We start from the raw sequence: 17,922 nt of genomic DNA on the forward strand, positions 1-17,922 counted from the left end.
AACACCGGGCGCTAGGTCCGATCCAACGGAGGAAACAAAACAATGAAGGGCTTCGAGTCTGAAAGCACCGCTCTCATCGCCGCCATGGTGGTGATCTACATGGTGATTGTGTCCTGGCTGACGTACCGCTTCCGGGCAAAAACGTCTTCGGACTTCCTGGTGGCTGCGCGCTCGGTCCCGGCCTTGGTGATCGGCGTGCTGATGATGTCCGAATTCATCGCTCCGAAGTCGACTATCGGGGTCGCCCAGGCCGCATTTGAGTCAGGCATGGCGGCGATCTGGGCCGTGGTGAGCGTCTCGCTGGGCTTCGCGCTGTTCGGGTGGGTGCTCGCACGAAGGCTCTATACGTCCGGCGAGTACACGATCTCCGCCGCGATCGCCAAGAAGTACGGCCGCTCGACGCAGCTCACCATTTCATTGATCATGATCTATGCGCTGCTGCTGGTGAACCTCGCGTTCTACATCAGCGGGGCGGCGGCGCTCTCGTCAGTGTTCCATATGTCGCTCACATCCGCGTCGATCCTGATCGCGGCCGTCAGCACCCTGTACTGTATCATCGGCGGTCAGAAGAGCGCGGCTTACGTGTCACTCCTGCACACAGGAATGAAGTATATCGGGATCATGATCGTGATGGGCACAGCCCTGTACATGACCGGCGGCGTCAAGCCGATGATGGAAAAGCTGCCGGCCGTTTATTTCACGTGGGATGGAAAAGTCGGGCTCACGACAATCATCGCCTGGACGATCGCCAGCGTTGGCTCGATCTTCTCCACGCAGTACATCATGCAGGCGATCTCGTCGCTCAAAGGTCCTCAAGACGTCCGCAAGGCTTGCCTAACTGCGGCGCTGCTGATCTTGCCAGTGAGCGTCGCTCTCGGCCTCATCGGGGTCGGAGCGAAGGTCCTGTTTCCTGATTTGAAGAGCCTTTACGCCTTTCCGGTGTTTCTCAATCACATGCCACCGTTCCTCGCGGGAATCGTGACGGTCTCGGTCGTTGCGTCGGTCCTGGTCGGTGTAAGCAGTGTCGGGTTGGCGACATCTGCGCTGATCGTGCGGGACTTCTACGTCCCCGCCAGGAACCCGACACCGGAAGCCGAATTCCGGATGTCGCGGCTGCTCTCGATCCCGATCGGCTTCATTCCGCTGCTGTTCGTCTTCTACGTCCCCGGGGTGTTGCACCTCTCGTTCTTCACGAGAGCGTTGCGCTTGTCGATTTCCGTGGTTGCGGTCGTCGCGTTTTATCTGCCGGGTTTCGGAAGCAATCGCGGCGCGACGCTCGGCTTGATTGCGGCGACCCTGACCACGACGGCATGGTATGTGGCGGGTGATCCGTTTGGCATTGACGACATCTATATCGCACTCGTCACCCCGCTGGTGGTGATGCTACTCGAACGCGCGGTGACGCACATGTTCGGTGAAACACGAGCCTTGTCGCCTGTCGAGCCCGACGCACGATAGGGCCATGCGCTCTGCGCGGAAGAGGACAACAAACAGCCGCCGCGAGATCACTCTCGCGGCGGCTGTTTCGTTATTTCAGTGCATCTGACACGGCGTCAAAGAATGCCTGTGTCGGAATGAGCTGGAGATTTTGCGGCTTCGATGCCGCACTTGTCATGGCGATGATCACGCGCTCTTTGGGATTGATGTAGATGAACTGGCCGAAGATGCCGCGGGCCATGAAGGCTTTGTCGGCCCGCGCTTTATCGGATGTCGCAATCCACCACATGTAGCCGTAGTCCAGATTCGTGCCGCCCTTCAGGACTTTGGGTGTACTCGCTTCCTGCATCCAGCCGTCGGGCAGGATTGATTGGCCGTTCACCTTGCCGCCGTCGAGATAGAACTGGCCAAATCGGGCAAAGTCGCGCAGCGTTGCGGACAGGCCGCTGCCGGCGATTTCCAGACCGTTCGGAGAGTCCAGCCACCACTTGGCTTCGGCCTCCATACCGTAGGGTTTCCAGATCTTGTCGGTGAGATAGTCAGCCAGCGGCCGCTTAATTGCGCCGTACAGGATTTCTCCGGCGACCTGGGTTTCGCCGGTGCTGTAGTTGAACTTGGTCCCGGGTTCGACTGCCCGCGAGAGACCGGCCATGACATCCATGGCCGCCTCCCGCTTTTGCGATTCCTGCGCCTTGAGCAAATGGCGGCGATCGGAGTTGGGGTTCGTGTAAGTCTCGTCCCATTTGGTGCCGGACGACATCATGAGCACGTCGCGGATAGTCACACCCTCATAGGCGCTGTTTTTCAGCCGAGGTACGTACTTCGTGACGTCCTCGTCCAGACTCTTGATGTACCCGTCCTTGAGAGCGGCCCCGATCAATGTCGATGTGATAGATTTCGCAACCGACATCGATGTCCATCGCGTGCGCGCCGTGTTGCCGAGCTGATAGGTCTCGTAGGCAACCTTACCATCCTTGAGAATGATGAGCCCGGACACCCGGTTGACCGCCAGGAAGTCGAACAGGTCGTAAGTGCGGTCGTTGACGGAGAACTTAACCTGAGTGAGCGGCTTTTCTGACGGCTGGAAAGCCCGCGGCTGGCTCGATGGCTTCACCGTTCGTGTTGGAAAGAGCCGATCGACGTTGCGAAGCGTGTTTGCGGTCAACTCAGGAGTCAGAACTCCGTCGTAGAGTTGCTGGCCTGTGCCGATCTGCTCCTTGGCGTGAGGATAAGCGCCGTTGTCTTTCGCATGCGCGGGGACTGTGAAAGCCAATGCGAGGGCCAAGATAGCGCTTTTTGATTGAAGAGACTTTTTAATTGGTGCGATGCACGCTGAACGCGGCGAGGCTGAAAGCGACGCTGAGCCTGGCGTTGCGCGAGAGTTGGACATTTCGTTCTCCCAAGAACTTCACTTTGTCTGATGCCCCACGACGTTTTCGGCAGCGAAAGAGATCCGAAATACTATGGGCATCCCTGATATAACAGAGGAGTCTCCCCGTAAGATCAAACATAATCAACTGTTGACACATCAAGGCGCTATTGGCGGCGCTTCAAGAGTGCTGCTTGTCCGCGAGAAGTGAACTACGGCCCGATCCGCGCTTTGAGCCCACGGATCAGCAAGTCGAGTCCTTGTTCGAAGCGATCGTCGAAATCGTTACTGAACATGTGCTTCAATGCGACGCGGATGTTTGGATAACTCTTCGCTGCAAGGCTCGCGAACTCCGCTTGCCGGCTCGTGAGATCGAGCGGGCCGCCTGTTCGCGGATCCAGTCCTTGTTCCTCCGTCGTGAAACCCAGCACGTAATAGACAAGGGTGAAGGCGGTGTCGGTTGAAAGCTTGGGCGAGGCGCCGGCTTCCCGCATCAGTGCCATCATGGCTTCCACGACGCGGAGCACGTTGTCGGTGGGGACATAGGTGCCGGCGAAGACGCGAGCGCCATCGCGGTGAGCCAGGAAAGCCTGCCGGATGGCACGGACAACAGCTTTCAGCCGCTTGTCCCAGGCTTTGCCCGTTACATGTCGCGGCAGTGACACGGCGCCAAAAATGGCATCCGCCATGCCGTCCAATAGCGCCTGCTTGTTGGGGAAATGCCAATAGAGCGAAGGCGCCTGAATCTTCAAGGCGTTGGCGAGTCCTCGCATCGTGAGGCCCTCCAGCCCGACCTCATCGAGCAACGTCAGAGCCGTTTGTACGATCAACTCTTGTTTAACGCCCGCGCCAGCAGCCATCTGCCTTTTTCTCTCCCTAACATTGTTAGATCCTATCTAACGATGTAAGATACGTGGAGAATTGATCATGAGCAACGAATTCGACGTCGTCGTCATTGGCGGCGGCCCGGTAGGCCTGTGGCTTGCCTGCGAACTGGCGCTCGCAAAAGTCAAAGTTATCGTGCTGGAACGGCGCACCGAGCGCGTCACCCAATCCCGCGCATTGACCGTCCATGGCCGAACGCTGGAGGTGTTCGCTCTGCGTGGAATAGCAGAGCGCTTCCTCTCACAAGGGCGTCCGATCGCGGGCTTCCACTTCGGCGGGCTGGACACCTTGTTCGATTTCTCGAAGTTGGATTCGCGTTTTGCTTTCACGCTGTTTCTGCCACAGGCGACAACTGAAGGAGTCATCGAAGAGCGCGCACGCGAATTGGGCGTGGACATCAGACGCGGCCACACTGTGGAAAAGGTGGAACAGGGGACAGATGGCGTCTCTATACGGGGCCGTAACGGCGAAACACCATTCAGCTTTGCTGCGCGTTACACCGTTGGCGCCGACGGTGCGCGCAGCCTTGTCAGGCAGGCCGTAGATATCGATTTTGTCGGTCATCCGCCACGGCATACAATGACCTTGGCAGACGTTGTGCTCGATGCGCCTCCAGAGAAGCCAGTTCTGACCCTCGTCAACGCGGCTGGTGGTCTGGTCCTCGCGCCGCGTGGCGATGGCGTCCATCACAGAATTGGCGTCATTGATGCTTCGTCAAGCACTATCGCGCCATCCGAACCGGTATCGCTCGCTGAAATCGCAGCTTCCGCGGCGCGCATCTTCGGCAGGGATCTCCGCCCACGTGATCCCGTTTGGATTTCGCGTTTCACGGATGAATCGCGTCTCGCGGAGTTCTATCAGAAAGGACGCGTTTTCCTCGCCGGCGATGCCGCTCACATCAATCCGCCGATGGGCGGTCAGGGCATGAATGTCGGCATCCAGGACGCGATGAATCTCGGTTGGAAACTGGCAAGCGTACTCAACGGCACCGCGACTGATGAATTGCTCGATAGCTATCAGTCAGAGCGTTGGCCGGTCGGTGAGGCGCTTCGACAGGACTCGCTTGCACAGTTCGCACTGTTTTCCGCATTCGATCCGCCGGCGTTGGCTTTGCGGGGCATGCTCAGCGGATTTCTTCGCGTGCCCGAAATCAATCGCCAGCTCTCGGATCAGCTCTCCGGCTTTGGTGTCGCTTATCCGGAGCCGCTGTTTCAGGCGGAACGAGATTGGCAACATTGGACAGGCGTGAGTGGGCACCGTCTTCCCGATCGGAATCTCGTGCTGAGGGACGGTTCACGCACGACGCTTTATCAATGCCTTGAAGGAGGCCACTGGGTCCAGTTGCAAGTTGCAGCTGAGAGCGTCCCGACGCCGGTCATGGGTGCAATCAACGTCGTCCATCTGGCATCCGACGGCAACGATGGCTTGCTCGGCAAATTTGCCGCAATGCTTGTCCGTCCGGATGGCTACGTTGCCCACGTGCGCGCCGCGGAAGGCGTGCGCAGCATCGCCTGATTGGCCAGCTTCTGCGCTGCCGTTGTGGAGGTATTCACGCGCGTGATGAAGCATTGATGCCCGGCGAGAACGTACGTCATGTTCTCGCCGGGTCGATGCCTTCGCCTCAGTTGAACTTGTGCGAGACGTTCTTGGCTACTGTGTAGCAGGAGAGGCCTTCGGTGCCGCCCTCGCGGCCATAGCCTGAGTCCTTCACGCCGCCGAATGGTGTCTCCGCTGTTGATGCCACAAAGTGGTTGATCGAGAGGTTGCCGGTCTCCACGCCGTTCGACAGTCGCTGCACATTGTCCGCCGAGTTGGTGAAGGCATAAGCGGCAAGACCAAACGGCAGAGCATTGGCTTTGCTGATGGCTTCATCGAGACTGCGCACGGGATTGACCAGCGCCAGCGGGCCGAACGGCTCTTCGTTCATCGCAAGCGCATCCTCCGGCACGTCGGCGAGCACGGTGAGGGGATAGAAGTAGCCGCGATTGCCGATGCGCTGTCCGCCCGCGAGTAGGCGCACGCCGCGCGATGTGGCGTCCGCCACCAGCCGCTCCATCGCTTCGATGCGCCGTGGATTGGCCAGCGGACCTAATTGCGTTGAGGGGTCCATGCCGTTGCCGATTTTCAATTGCGCGGCGCGCTCGGCGAAAGTGCTGGCGAATTTGTCGAAGCTCGACTCCTGCACGAAGAAGCGCGTCGGCGCGACGCAGACTTGTCCGGCGTTGCGTGACTTGGATACGACGGACGCTGCGGCGGTGGCAACAGGATCGACATCATCGCACACGATGACGGGGCCGTGGCCGCCGAGCTCCATGATCGCAGGCTTCATGTGCGCGCCCGCCATGGCGGCAAGATGCTTGCCGACCGGCACCGAGCCCGTAAACGTGATCAGGCGAATGGACGGTTGCGGCACGAGATAGCTCGAGATTTCCGCCGGATCGCCGAACACGAGATTGAGCACGCCCGGGGGAAGGCCTGCATCGTGGAAGGCGCGCACGAGCTGCAGCGCGCCGGCCGGCGTTTCTTCCGAGGCCTTCAGAATGATCGAGCAGCCTGATGACAGCGCGCCCGCCACTTTACGCGCCGGCGAACTCATCGGGAAATTCCATGGCGAGAACGCAGCCACCGGGCCGATCGGCTGGCGATACACCGTGTGCTGCAGGCCGGGGCCCGCGGGAATGACGCGGCCATAGAGCCGCATGCCTTCCGTCGCATCCCATTCGATAATCTCGCAGCCGCGCAGGATTTCGAGCTTGGCCTGATCGAGCGGCTTGCCTTGCTCCAGCGTCATCGCCACGGCCATCTCGTTCACGCGTTCGCGGATGAGGGCTGCCGCACGCAGGATGATCTGCGCGCGCGCATTCGGCGGGGTGTTGCGCCACACGTTGAAGCCGCGCGTCGCTGCATCGAGCGCATCGTCGATATCGGCGCGGGAAGCGTGCGGCACCGTTCCCAGCACACTTTCGTCCGCAGGGTTGATGATCGGTGCGCCGTTCGCCTGGCGCCAGCGTCCGTCGATGTAAAGCTCGATGGTGGGGTAGGTCATGTCGAAGTCCAGTTCCTGTTCGCGGTGGGGCAGTTGCCTCTCTTGCGCGCCATCCAATCATATGTTGATATTACAGAACAAGTGTTCTGTCAGACGGAACGCGTAAACAAGGGATGACGGTGATGCGAGTGCGGCTCGCCGATCCGGACAATCAAGAAACAAAAAGCGGGAGGACGAATGAGAGGAACACGAGGAGCGGCGCTCACGCGTCGGGCAGTCGCGGCATTGCTGCTGGCGACAGCCGTTGTGCTCGCGCCGACCGCGCGCGCGGCGGACGGCTATCCGAACCGCTTGATCAAATTGCTGGTGCCGTTTCCGGCGGGCAGCGCCACCGACGTGGAAGCGCGCTTTCTGGCCGAAAAGGTTGGCACGGTGCTCAATCAGAAAATCATCGTCGAGAACAAGCCTGGCGCCAACGGCAATCTCGGTGCGAAAGAAGCGGCGCGCGCAGCGCCCGATGGTTACACGCTTTATCTTGCGACCAATTCGACGCACTCCGCCAACGTGCATCTCTACAACAAGCTGCCGTTCGACCCGGTGGCGGACTTCGTGCCGGTGGCGCGCTTGACGCGCAATCCGCTGGTGATGGTGGTGGCGAAGGATTTCCCCGCGAAGGACCTCGCGGAGTTCATCAGCTATGCGAAGGCCAATCCCGGCAAATTAAGCTATGGCACGGGCAACACCGGCAGCATGGCGGCGGCCCAGCTGGTGAAGTCGATGGCGGGCGTGGATGCTGTGCGCGTGTCCTATCCCGGCACGCCGCAGGCGATCACGGATCTTCTGGGCGGCCGCATCGAGTTCATCATCACTGACATTGCCGTGACGCGCGAATTCATACAGCAGGGCTCGTTGCGCGCGCTCGGCGTCACCACACCAGTGCGCGTTGCTTCACTGCCGAATGTGCCGACCATGGCCGAGGCAGGGTTGCCCGGCTACGACTTCGCGGCGTGGAGCGGGCTGTTCGTGCCCAAGGGCACACCCGATGATGTTGTCCAGACGCTGAACAAGGCGCTGACACAAGTCGTCACCTCGCCGGAAGCGCAGACGTTCTTCGCCGATATCGGACTTCAACATTTCAACGTCCGCAGGGCTTGCGGAGTATGTGACGCAGCAGACCGAATTGTGGGGCCGCATCATCAAGGAGTCCGGTCTTGAAAAAATCTGAGGCGAGCGTGACGCAGGCGTTCACGCAAATTCCTGATCTCTTGGCGTGCAATGAGCCGCTGATGCACCGCGGGCGCTTTCTCGATGTGGATTGCCTGCTCGGATCCACGGAGCAAGCATTTCATGTCTCCATTCGCGGCGGCCGCATCATCGACATGGCGCCGGCGCCGATCCTGATGCGCTCGTGGCGCTTTGCCTATCGCGCGACGCCGCAGGCCTGGACCGCGTATTGGGAGCATATGCCGAAAGCCGGCTGGCACGATCTGCTCTCGCTTACCAAGCGCGGCGAGGCGACGCTGGAAGGCGACATTCAGCCGTTCATGACTCATCTTCAGTATTTCAAGGATCTGCTGGCGCTGCCGCGATCGTCAGGAGGCGCAGCATGAGCGGCCGCATCGAGCCCATGGTGGGGCGCTACGTTCATGTCGACATCGACGACACGCCGCACCGGATTTATTTCGAGGAAGCGGGGCAGGGCATTCCGCTGGTGTGTCTCCACACCGCAGGCTCTGACGGACGGCAGTGGCGCTATCTGCTGGCGGATGAGGAGTTCGCTAAGCACTTCCGCATCATCGCGTTCGACGTGCCCTGGCACGGCAAGTCCAATCCGCCTGCGAACTGGGACGGCAGTGAATATCAGCTCACCACGGCGCGCTACACCAAAACCATCCGCGCGTTCTGCGCGGCGCTCGAACTCGACAAGCCCATCGTGATGGGTTGCTCGATCGGCGGGCGTATCGTGCTCAATCTTGCCATCGATCACGCCTCCGAATTTCGCGCGCTGGTCGGCCTGGAGGCCGCTGACTTCCAGGCGCCGTGGTACGACACCGAGTGGCTGAACCGGCCGGACATTCACGGCGGCGAAGTCTGCGCCGCACTGGTGTCGGGTCTCGTCGCGCCGCAAAGCCCGGCGGAAGCGCGCATGGAAACCCTGTGGGCCTACAAGCAGGGCGGCCCCGGCGTATTCAAGGGCGATCTCTATTTCTATCGCGTCGATGGCGACCTGCGCGGCCGCACGGACGCGATCGATACCCAAACGTGCCCGCTCTATCTGCTCACCGGCGAATACGATTTCTCGTGCATGCCGGAAGACACGCTGCGCACGGCAAACGGCATCAAGGGCGCGCAAGTCACGATCATGGAGCAGCTTGGGCATTTCCCGATGAGTGAGAACCCAACCCAGTTCCGGCGCTACATCGCGCCGGTGCTCAACGACATTTTGAAACAGCAGTAACGAGTGAAGAGGGACGTATGACTTTCAAGGCATTGACGAGAAGTTTGTATTTATCGGCGGCGCTGCTGGTCGCAGGGCAGGCGGCGCATGCCGCTGACACCATCAAGATCGGCGTGCTGAACGATCAATCCGGCGTGTTCGCGGACAATGGCGGCCTCGGTTCGGTGGCCGCGGCAAAGCTCGCAGCGGAAGATTTCGGCGGCGAGATTGCGGGTATGAAGATCGAGGTGGTCTCCGCCGATCACCAGAACAAGCCGGATGTTGCTGCTGCCATAGCGCGCAAATGGTTCGACACTGAAAACGTCGACATCCTTGCGGATGGTGCCGCGTCGTCGGCAGGCTTTGCAATGCTCGAAGTCGCCAAGCAGAAGAACAAGATCTTCGTCATCAGCGGTTCGGGTTCGTCGGACTTCACCGGCAAGTCGTGCTCGCCGGTCAGCTTCCACTTCGCGTACGACACGTATGCTCTCGCCAAGATGACGGGGCTGGCGGTCACCAAGGCCGGCGGCACCAGCTGGTATTTCGTCACGGCCGATTACGCGTTTGGCCATGCATTGCAGCGCGACTCCACCAAGTTCATCGAGGCGGCGGGCGGCAAGGTGGTGGGCTCGGCGGCGCATCCGCTCGGCTCCACCGACATGGCCTCGTTCCTGCTGCAGGCACAGGGCTCCAAGGCCAAGGTCGTCGGTCTCGCCACATCCGGCGCCGACGTGCAGACCGCGATCAAGCAGGCGGGCGAATTCGGCATCGTGGAAAGCGGCCAGCAGCTCGCGGGCCTTCTGGTCTTCATCACCGATGTCAATGCGCTTGGCCTCAAGGCCACGCAGGGACTGCAACTGACGACATCGTTCTACTGGGACTTGAACGACGAGACCCGCGCCTGGGCGAAGCGTTACTTTGCAGCCACCGGCGGCAAGGTGCCGAGCCTGGTGCAGGCCGGCGTCTACAGCGGCGTGCATCACTATCTCGCCGCGGTGAAGGCCGCAGGCACCAAGGACACGGCCGCCGTCGCCAAGAAGATGCACGAGATGAAGGTCAACGACATGTACAACAAGGACGTCACCATCCGTCCGGACGGCCGCGTGCTGCACACCATGTATCTGATGCAAGTGAAGAAGCCGGAAGAATCGAAGTACAAGTACGACTACTACAAGGTCATCAACACATCGCCCGGCGAAGAAGCGTTCCGTCCGATGAACGAGGGCGGCTGCCCGCTGGTGCAGAACTGAGTGTCAACACATCGCGGGCGCGGCTCTAGCATCTAACGAAGGTGCCGCGTCCGCTCTCTCTATCTTGAAGTGAACTGAAGTTGAAGGAGTCCGGCATGACAGGTGCCATTGGTTTCATCGGTCTTGGTGTGATGGGCGAGCCGATCTGCCGCAATCTCGCCCGTAAGACCGGCACGCCGGTGTTTGGTTTCGATCGTGCGGATGAACCGCTGCAGCGGCTGGAGGCTGTGGGCGTAAAGCGCGCGGCATCGCTGGCTGAGCTTGCTAAGCAATGCGATGTGATCTTCATGGCGCTGCCGAGCGGCAAACATGTCGCGGCCGTGTGCGATGGTGATGACGGCTTGCTCGCCCACGCCGAGGCGCGCCACACCATTGTGGATCTCGGCACCTCGCCGGTGGAAGCGAGCCGCGAGCTTGCCAAGCGTTTCAATGCAAAAGGCGCGAGCTATGCCGACGCGCCGATCGCGCGCACGCGTCAGGCGGCAGAAGAAGGCACGCTCAGCGTCATGGTCGGCGCGGACGAAGCCGTGTTCAACAAGCTGCAGCCGCTGATCGCGACGTTTGCCACCGACATCACCCATTGCGGCGCGGTCGGTGCTGGGCAGGTGGTGAAGATCCTCAATAACATGGTGTTGATGCAGACTGTGGTCGCGCTCGGCGAAGCGCTGGAAACGGCGAAGCGCGCCGGGCTCGACGGCAAGCTGGTGTTCGAGACGCTGGCCAAGGGATCGGCGGATAGCTTTGCATTGCGCAATCACGGCATGAAGGCGATGCTGCCGGATAACTTCCCGGAGCGCGCGTTCTCCACCGAATATGCCCGCAAGGATATCGCTTATGCGCTCGATCTCGCGCAGTCTGTCGATATCAAGCTGCGCGGTGCGGAGCTGGCCGACAAGATGCTGGGTAAGGCGATTGACGCCGGCTACGGCGATCTCTACTGGCCGGTGCTGGCGCGCATCATCAAGGCGTCGCACGCGAGCTGACCCGAGAACCTTGAAAGAGCCATGAAGAAGACGGCGACAAAATTGGCGAAAGCACCTGCTGCGGAAACTGCGGCAGCGGATACGCCTGCTCGCGAGGCTGGCGAGGGCGTCGCCGCCGTCGAGCGGGCGTTGTCGATCGTTGCAGCCCTCGAAGGCTCGGACCAGCCGGTGACGCTGGCCGAGCTTGCCGCGCGGACCGGCTTCTACAAGAGCACGATACTCCGCCTGCTCGGATCGCTGATCACCAACGGCTATGTGATGCGGCTACCCGACGGCAGCTACGATCTCGGGCCGACGGCTTTTCGTCTCGGTGTGGCGTTCAATCGCAAGAATGCCATCGGCCATCATGTGCTGCCCGCGCTGCAACAGTTGGTCGATGAAGGCACCGAGAGTGCGTCGTTCCATGTGCGGCAGGATGCGGACAATCGCCTGTGTCTGTTCCGGGTGAATTCGAACCATGCGACGCTCGATCGTGTGGAAGCGGGTGCCAGCTACGCGCTGCTGCACGGCGCGGCCGGACACATTATCCTGACCTATAACGATGGGCGTAGCGGTGCGCGTTACGATGCGATCCGTGCTCATGGTTTCGACGTCTCGCTCGGCGAGCGTGACCCGAGCTGCGCGGCGGTGGCGGCGCCCGTGTTCGGCCCGCGCGGCATGTTGATCGGCGTGATCTCGTTGTCCGGCCCGCGCGAGCGGTTCGGCAAGGCTGAAATTGCGGAGATGAAGCGCGTGCTCGGCCCGGTGGCGAAGGCGCTGACGCTTAATCTCGGTGGCGCCTGGCCTGCGTTCAAAAAGTGAGGCGGCGCGTGTGCTTCGAAGGTATGATTCATGATTGACGTTCTGGTCATCGGCGGCGGCAACGCAGCGCTGTGTTCGGCGCTGATGGCGCGCGAGGCGGGCGCATCGGTGCTGATGCTGGAATCCGCACCGCGCGAATGGCGCGGCGGCAACTCCATGCATGTGCGCAACCTGCGCTGCATGCACGACGCGCCGCAGGATGTGCTGGTCGAAGCCTATCCAGAAGAAGAATACTGGCAGGATCTGCTCAAGGTCACCGGTGGCCTCACCAACGAGCCGCTGGCGCGCATGGTAATCCGTCATTCGTCGCAATGCCGGCCCTGGATGCAAAGCCACGGCGTGCGCTTTCAGCCGCCGCTCTCCGGCGCGCTGCATGTGGCGCGCACGAACGCGTTTTTCATGGGTGGCGGCAAGGCGCTGGTGAATGCCTATTACCGCAGCGCGACCAATCTCGGTGTCGAGATCCGTTACGACACGCCGGTCAAAAGTCTTGAAATAAAGGACGGCCGCTTCATCGCCGCGATCACGGAAGGCGGCGAGCGGATTGAAGCGAAGACGTGCGTGCTGGCCTGCGGCGGCTTCGAATCCAATCTGGAATGGCAGCGCGAGGCGTGGGGCCAGAACGAGCGCGGCGAGTGGACCGCCGAAAACTTCCTAATCCGCGGCACGCGGTTCAATCAGGGTGTACTGCTGAAATTCATGATCGATCAGGGCGCGGAGTCCATCGGCGATCCGACCCAGGCGCATTGCGTCGCCATCGATGCCCGCGCGCCGCTTTACGATGGCGGCATCTGCACGCGCATCGATTGCGTCTCGCTCGGCGTGGTGGTGAACCGCGACGCGCAACGCTTCTACGACGAGGGCGAAGATTTCTGGCCCAAGCGTTATGCCATCTGGGGCCGCCTGGTGGCCCAGCAGCCGGGCCAGACCGCGTGGTCGATCATCGACCAGAAAGCCATTGGCCGCTTCATGCCGCCGGTGTTCGACGGCACCAAGGCCAACACGCTGGAAGAACTGGCTACTAAAATCGGTCTCGATCCCGCGACCTTCATGCAGACGCTCTCGGCCTATAATGCCGCGTGCCGGCCCGGCACGTTCGATCACACCGCGCTGGACGATTGCCGAACCGAAGGCCTGACGCCCGCGAAGACGCACTGGGCCCGCGTCATCGACACGCCGCCGTTTTATGCCTATCCGCTCAAGCCCGGCATCACCTTCACCTATCTCGGCATGAAGACGGATTTCACCGCAGCGGTGCGCTTTAACGATGCGCCGAGCGAGAACCTGTTCGCGGCGGGGGAGATGGTGGCGGGCAATGTGCTCGGCAAGGGCTACACCGCCGGCGTCGGTATGAGCATCGGCACTGCGTTCGGCCGCATCGCAGGCGTCAATGCCGCGCAGAGCGCGGGTTTCAAGCACCCGACATTCGAGAAGGAATTGGCCTATGCAGCGGCTCACTGATCTGGCCGTGCAGGATCCCAGCGATGTCAGCCTCGTCAGTGCGTTGAGCGCGGACGAAGCGGAGGTCGCGCGCGTCATGCAGATCTGCAACGCGTGCCGCTATTGCGAAGGCTTCTGCGCGGTGTTTCCGGCGATGACGCGGCGGCTGGAATTCAATCAGGCCGACACGCATTATCTCGCCAACCTCTGCCATAACTGCGGCTCGTGCCTGCATGCGTGCCAATACGCGCCGCCGCACGAGTTCGCCGTCAACGTGCCGCAGGCCATGGCGAAGGTGCGCGTGCGCACCTATCAGGAATATGCGTGGCCGGCCGCGTTCGGCCGCGCCTATCAGCGCGCGGGGCTGACGGTGGCGTGGGCGTTGGCTGGCGGGCTGTCGCTGTTTCTTGTGCTTGCGATTGCCATGAACGGGCGGCTGTTCCACGAACCGCTCAAGGGAAACTTCTACGCGATCTTCCCGCATAATTTCCTCGCGGTGCTGTTCAGCATCGTATTTCTCTACGCCATTCTGGCGCTTGGCATCGGCGTGATGCGGTTCTGGCGCGAAGTGTCGCCCGCGAACAGCGGCGATGCGCGCGATATCGCCGCCATTGCCAAGGCGCGCGTTCCCGCAGTGGCGGAGTCTGTCTCCGATGTCGCGCAATTGCGCTATCTCGGCGGCGGCCATGGGGAAGGGTGCAACGAGGAGGACGACCGCTTCACGCTGTGGCGGCGGCGCTTCCATCACTTCACGCTCTACGGCTTCCTGCTGTGCTTCGCGGCGACGTGTGTCGCGACGCTCTATCACTATCTGCTCAATCTCCACGCGCCATATGACTTCGCGAGCCTGCCGGTGACCTTGGGCTCGCTCGGCGGCATCGGCCTCGTCGTTGGTCCCATCGGTCTTCTCTGGCTGAACCTCAACCGTGACCCCAAGCACGGCGATCCCGCGCAGCACGGCATGGACCGTGGCTTCATCCTGCTGTTGCTGCTGGTCAGCGTCACCGGCCTCGCGCTGCTGCTGCTGCGCGATACATCGTTCATGGCGCTGTGGCTCGCCGTTCATCTCGGCACGGTGATGGCGCTGTTCCTCACATTGCCCTATGGGAAGTTCGCCCACGGCATCTTCCGCTCCGTTGCGCTGCTCAAGTTCAACATCGAAAAGCGCATGCCGAACCGGCTGGGGTTGGGCGGGGAGTAAGAGCCAAGATCGCTTTTTGATCCGCGATTGAATACCTATATGCCGGGATGTGGTCCGTTGAATGGGACGGCCGAAGGCACGCGGATATGGTGAGCAAGAACATTCACATCGACAATTTGAAGGCGAAGCAGATCTGGCTTCGTGCGCAAGGACTGCTAGAGCCGATCTTTTCGACTGAGGGCGCAAACGCAGTTGCGCGCACAGTCGAGCATCTCGGATACGTGCAAATCGATACGATCAATGTGATCGAGCGGTGCCACCATCATATCCTATGGACACGGCTTCCGGATTATCGGCGCGCGGACCTCCATGCCGCGCAGAGCGTGGAGAAAAGCGTGTTCGAATACTGGACGCACGCACTTTCCTATATTCCGACGCGAGATCTCCGTTTCTTCGTGAGAGCGATGAAGGAGCACCGGGCCAATCCGGGTGGTTGGTTCAAATCAGTATCGAAGGCCGATCTCAGGAAAGTCATGACGCTTGTCAAAAAGGGCGGTGCTTTGACGATTCGGGATATCGAGGACGATGTTCTTCAGGAGAAGGACCATCCATGGGCCAGCCGGAAGCCGTCGAAGCGGGCGCTCCAACTGGCTTTTTATTCTGGATTGCTCGCGATCAGCGAGCGCAACGGAATGCTGAAAAGCTACGATTTGATCGGTCGCCACTTCGGTTGGGAAAGGGCGCCGAAAGCGGCGAGTACGGCTGAAGTTGCGGAGTACTTGCTGGACAGAGCGTTGCGCTCGCAAGGGCTGGTTAGTCTTGACTCGATTTGTCACCTGGACGCGCCGAGTAAAGCGGCGGTGAGAAAAGTGATCGAGCGACGAACGCGGCGCAAAGAGCTGGTCGCCGTTCAGTTAAATGACGCTGGAAAACAGGTGCATTGGGCTTCGCCAGAGACTTTGGACGCAGCACATGACGATCTGGGCGGCCACGTCCACATTCTATCGCCGTTCGATCCGCTGGTGATCCAGCGAAAGCGCCTGAAACTCTTTTTCGGATATGAGCACCGATTTGAGGCGTACCTTCCGAAAGAGCGTCGCGTCTACGGCTACTTTGCGCTGCCTGTCCTGGTTGACGGAGAGATCGTCGCCGCAATCGATTTTAAGACCGATCGCGAGGCAAAAGCGCTCCTGATCCAGAAATGGACCTGGATTGCGCGATCTGGTCGGAAAGACCTCAAGCGTCGCATCGAAGAGAAGATCGGCCAGTTCGAGACATTCCAGGTCAACACCTCGGGTGCCGAAGCTGGAGAACCCAATAACCTCCAGAGTTTGGAAGATAATTCACTTTCGCTTGGAACGTAACGCGCGTAACGCTTGAGCCAAGGCGGGCCTATCAAGCACCGCGGCCAACGCTGAGCTTAAGCGAAGCAAGGTCGATGAACACGTCGGCCTGCCGCCGCAATTCGTCGGCCAGCATTGGCGGTTGGGTTGATGTCGTCGAGACGACCGTCACCCGCACGCCGCGCCGCTGCACGGCTTCGACCATGGCGCGGAAGTCGCCATCACCGGAGAACAACACCATCTGATCGAATTGTCCCGCAAGCGCCATGGCATCCACGGCGAGCTCGATATTCGTGTTGGCCTTTGTCCTGCGCTGGCCATTGTCGTCGACGAAGTCTTTGGCTCGCTTGGCGATGACTGTGTAGCCGTTGTAGTCGAGCCAATCGACCAGCGGACGAAACGAACGTTGCCTCTCGTCTTCGGAAATAGCGGTGTAGTAGTAGGCGCGCCATATTGATCCGAGGCACTCGAATTGCGCCAGAAGGCGTTTGAAGTCGATATCGAAGCCGAGGGCTTTGGACGTCGCATGGAGATTGGGGCCGTCAATAAAAAGCCCGACCCGGGCCGATGGCGACATTGCCATTTATTTCCCTTGCAAATTTAAAGGTGATGAAGACCCGATGAGATCGGCTGCGTTGATGGCAACTTTTTGGGAGGTGCCCTGTCGTGCCTTGCTATCTCGGGCCAATTGTTTGACTTTTGGCGCCTGGTGCACGACAGGGCGGTATTGGCATGGGTATTCCCGGGAAGTCGCCGCTATCAGCAGTTCCAAGCGCGGCCGGAGCGGCCACGCGAATGGCATGCGCCAAGCTGCGCGCGGCCGGCCTGCCGCTGGCGCCCTTGCTGGAGAAGGCAGGTCTGACGGCCGATGACGTCGACGACGCCAGCCGCTGGATCGAGGTCTCAGCCCAGGTCAAGTTCTTGAAGATTGCAGCCGAAGCGCTGCAAGACGATCTTCTTGGCTTTCACCTTTCGCAAGGCTTTGATCTGCGCGAGATAGGCTTGCTCTACTATATCATGTCGTCGTCCGACAGCTTCGCGGATGCCATGAGCAATGGTCAGCGCTACACGCGGATCGTCAACGAGGGCATCGGGATCAATTTTGACGCCGACCGCGCGGCCATCACACTCGACTGTGCCGGCGTCGAGCGTCTATCGGACCGGCATCAATTTGAATTCTGGATGTTTTCGATTGTCCGGGTGTGCCGGCAAATCACCGGATCGCGGATCGCGCCACGACAGTTTCGCGTCAGGCATGTCCGCGAAGCGACGCCGCCGGAGTGCCGCGCGTTCTTGGGTTGCGAGATGACATACGGCGCGGACGTGGATGAAATTGCTTTCCCCGCGCTGGTGAATACGCTTCCGATGATCGGCAATGACAAATACCTGCACGAGATGCTCGTGCAGTACGCAGACGAGGCCCTGGCGAACCGGACGCCGGAACGAACCAGCGTCCGCTCAAAAGTGGAGCATGTGATTGGTCCTTTGCTTCCGCATGGAAAAGCCAAGGCATCAACCATCGCCAAGGAGCTCGGCGTCAGCCATCGCACCCTTGCGCGCCTGTTGGCATCGGAAGGCCAAACTTTCTCGGGGATCCTGGATCAAAACAAGGCCGACCTTGCGAAGTCGTATTTGACCCATGGCGATCTGTCGATTTCACAGATTGCTTGGCTGCTGGGGTATCGGGAGGTGAGCACATTCACGCACGCGTTCAAGCGTTGGTATGGCATCACGCCGTCTGAACTGCGTGCGGGTGCGGACACGGCAAAAACCGGTTGATCGGGTCCGTTGCCGCACTCATTCGGGCATCGGATTCTGCTTTGCTTAAGTCTTTGCCGTAGAAATAGATC

15 protein-coding genes and 1 pseudogene are annotated in these 17,922 nt (G+C 60.6%); 12 read left to right on the top strand and 4 right to left on the bottom strand.

Annotation, left to right across the window (positions count from 1 at the left end):
• Positions 1–42 precede the first annotated feature (42 nt).
• On the top strand, positions 43–1,458 hold the full coding sequence (locus tag ACZ5C3_RS11190) for a sodium:solute symporter family protein (RefSeq protein WP_464037692.1): 1,416 nt from the start codon (positions 43–45) through the stop codon (positions 1,456–1,458).
• A gap of 70 nt (positions 1,459–1,528) precedes the next feature.
• Here the strand turns inward: ACZ5C3_RS11190 and ACZ5C3_RS11195 are convergent, their stop codons facing one another.
• Positions 1,529–2,722: a serine hydrolase domain-containing protein gene (locus ACZ5C3_RS11195; RefSeq protein WP_464044716.1), complete on the bottom strand. Its 1,194-nt coding sequence runs from the start codon at positions 2,720–2,722 to the stop codon at positions 1,529–1,531.
• A 296-nt stretch (positions 2,723–3,018) separates the two neighbouring features.
• Entirely contained in the window at positions 3,019–3,666 is a 648-nt protein-coding gene (locus ACZ5C3_RS11200) for a TetR/AcrR family transcriptional regulator C-terminal domain-containing protein (protein WP_464037696.1), read from the bottom strand.
• Between the two features lie 67 nt (positions 3,667–3,733).
• Between ACZ5C3_RS11200 and ACZ5C3_RS11205 the strand changes: the two genes are divergently transcribed.
• Complete coding sequence (locus ACZ5C3_RS11205) at positions 3,734–5,206, top strand: FAD-dependent oxidoreductase (protein ID WP_464044717.1); 1,473 nt, start codon at positions 3,734–3,736, stop codon at positions 5,204–5,206.
• Between the two features lie 106 nt (positions 5,207–5,312).
• On the opposite strand, the gene ACZ5C3_RS11210 is transcribed toward ACZ5C3_RS11205, so the two are convergent.
• Entirely contained in the window at positions 5,313–6,737 is a 1,425-nt protein-coding gene (locus ACZ5C3_RS11210) for an NAD-dependent succinate-semialdehyde dehydrogenase (RefSeq protein WP_464037702.1), read from the bottom strand.
• 177 nt (positions 6,738–6,914) lie between these two features.
• Between ACZ5C3_RS11210 and ACZ5C3_RS11215 the strand changes: the two genes are divergently transcribed.
• The 9 genes from ACZ5C3_RS11215 to ACZ5C3_RS11255 all read left to right on the top strand — a co-directional run bounded on the left by ACZ5C3_RS11215 (position 6,915) and on the right by ACZ5C3_RS11255 (position 16,093).
• Positions 6,915–7,892 (top strand): Bug family tripartite tricarboxylate transporter substrate binding protein, encoded by a 978-nt coding sequence (locus ACZ5C3_RS11215; RefSeq protein ID WP_464037704.1) that lies wholly within the window; start codon positions 6,915–6,917, stop codon positions 7,890–7,892.
• On the top strand, positions 7,889–8,287 hold the full coding sequence (locus tag ACZ5C3_RS11220; protein WP_464037705.1) for a hypothetical protein: 399 nt from the start codon (positions 7,889–7,891) through the stop codon (positions 8,285–8,287). The genes ACZ5C3_RS11215 and ACZ5C3_RS11220 overlap by 4 nt, the downstream gene beginning before the upstream one ends.
• Complete coding sequence (locus ACZ5C3_RS11225; protein WP_464037707.1) at positions 8,284–9,135, top strand: alpha/beta fold hydrolase; 852 nt, start codon at positions 8,284–8,286, stop codon at positions 9,133–9,135. Before ACZ5C3_RS11220 ends, ACZ5C3_RS11225 begins: the two co-directional genes overlap by 4 nt.
• A 17-nt stretch (positions 9,136–9,152) precedes the next feature.
• Positions 9,153–10,364 carry an ABC transporter substrate-binding protein gene (locus tag ACZ5C3_RS11230; RefSeq protein WP_464037708.1) on the top strand — a complete coding sequence of 404 codons (1,212 nt, stop codon included), beginning with the start codon at positions 9,153–9,155 and terminating at the stop codon, positions 10,362–10,364.
• Between the two features lie 95 nt (positions 10,365–10,459).
• Complete coding sequence (locus ACZ5C3_RS11235) at positions 10,460–11,347, top strand: NAD(P)-dependent oxidoreductase (RefSeq protein WP_464037710.1); 888 nt, start codon at positions 10,460–10,462, stop codon at positions 11,345–11,347.
• Between the two features lie 21 nt (positions 11,348–11,368).
• Positions 11,369–12,148: an IclR family transcriptional regulator gene (locus ACZ5C3_RS11240; protein ID WP_464037712.1), complete on the top strand. Its 780-nt coding sequence runs from the start codon at positions 11,369–11,371 to the stop codon at positions 12,146–12,148.
• 30 nt (positions 12,149–12,178) lie between these two features.
• The gene (tcuA, locus tag ACZ5C3_RS11245) at positions 12,179–13,609 is read left to right on the top strand and encodes an FAD-dependent tricarballylate dehydrogenase TcuA (RefSeq protein WP_464037714.1); all 1,431 of its coding nucleotides are present in this window, start codon (positions 12,179–12,181) and stop codon (positions 13,607–13,609) included.
• Positions 13,593–14,789: a tricarballylate utilization 4Fe-4S protein TcuB gene (tcuB, locus tag ACZ5C3_RS11250; RefSeq protein WP_464037715.1), complete on the top strand. Its 1,197-nt coding sequence runs from the start codon at positions 13,593–13,595 to the stop codon at positions 14,787–14,789. The genes tcuA and tcuB overlap by 17 nt, the downstream gene beginning before the upstream one ends.
• 86 nt (positions 14,790–14,875) lie before the next feature.
• Positions 14,876–16,093, top strand: a complete 1,218-nt coding sequence (locus ACZ5C3_RS11255; protein WP_464044718.1) for a winged helix-turn-helix domain-containing protein — start codon at positions 14,876–14,878, stop codon at positions 16,091–16,093.
• Between the two features lie 40 nt (positions 16,094–16,133).
• Here ACZ5C3_RS11255 and ACZ5C3_RS11260 read toward each other — a convergent pair.
• Positions 16,134–16,655: pseudogene (locus ACZ5C3_RS11260) on the bottom strand (LabA-like NYN domain-containing protein); the annotation flags it as partial.
• A gap of 212 nt (positions 16,656–16,867) precedes the next feature.
• On the opposite strand from ACZ5C3_RS11260, the gene ACZ5C3_RS11265 reads away from it, so the two are divergent.
• The gene (locus ACZ5C3_RS11265) at positions 16,868–17,851 is read left to right on the top strand and encodes an AraC family transcriptional regulator (RefSeq protein ID WP_464044719.1); all 984 of its coding nucleotides are present in this window, start codon (positions 16,868–16,870) and stop codon (positions 17,849–17,851) included.
• Positions 17,852–17,922: the final 71 nt, after the last annotated feature.

It is taken from the genome of Afipia dichlorophenoxyacetatis (assembly GCF_055386385.1).

Excerpts from the sequence above, each read along its gene's own strand:
- ACZ5C3_RS11255 (WP_464044718.1), top strand. The coding sequence starts at position 14,876 with ATGGTGAGCAAGAACATTCACATCGACAATTTGAAGGCGAAGCAGATC.
- ACZ5C3_RS11210 (WP_464037702.1), bottom strand. The coding sequence starts at position 6,737 with ATGACCTACCCCACCATCGAGCTTTACATCGACGGACGCTGGCGCCAG.
- ACZ5C3_RS11230 (WP_464037708.1), top strand. The coding sequence starts at position 9,153 with ATGACTTTCAAGGCATTGACGAGAAGTTTGTATTTATCGGCGGCGCTG.
- ACZ5C3_RS11265 (WP_464044719.1), top strand. The coding sequence starts at position 16,868 with ATGGCATGCGCCAAGCTGCGCGCGGCCGGCCTGCCGCTGGCGCCCTTG.
- ACZ5C3_RS11205 (WP_464044717.1), top strand. The coding sequence starts at position 3,734 with ATGAGCAACGAATTCGACGTCGTCGTCATTGGCGGCGGCCCGGTAGGC.
- ACZ5C3_RS11215 (WP_464037704.1), top strand. The coding sequence starts at position 6,915 with ATGAGAGGAACACGAGGAGCGGCGCTCACGCGTCGGGCAGTCGCGGCA.
- ACZ5C3_RS11190 (WP_464037692.1), top strand. The coding sequence starts at position 43 with ATGAAGGGCTTCGAGTCTGAAAGCACCGCTCTCATCGCCGCCATGGTG.
- ACZ5C3_RS11225 (WP_464037707.1), top strand. The coding sequence starts at position 8,284 with ATGAGCGGCCGCATCGAGCCCATGGTGGGGCGCTACGTTCATGTCGAC.
- ACZ5C3_RS11240 (WP_464037712.1), top strand. The coding sequence starts at position 11,369 with ATGAAGAAGACGGCGACAAAATTGGCGAAAGCACCTGCTGCGGAAACT.
- ACZ5C3_RS11200 (WP_464037696.1), bottom strand. The coding sequence starts at position 3,666 with ATGGCTGCTGGCGCGGGCGTTAAACAAGAGTTGATCGTACAAACGGCT.
- ACZ5C3_RS11235 (WP_464037710.1), top strand. The coding sequence starts at position 10,460 with ATGACAGGTGCCATTGGTTTCATCGGTCTTGGTGTGATGGGCGAGCCG.
- tcuA (WP_464037714.1), top strand. The coding sequence starts at position 12,179 with ATGATTGACGTTCTGGTCATCGGCGGCGGCAACGCAGCGCTGTGTTCG.
- tcuB (WP_464037715.1), top strand. The coding sequence starts at position 13,593 with ATGCAGCGGCTCACTGATCTGGCCGTGCAGGATCCCAGCGATGTCAGC.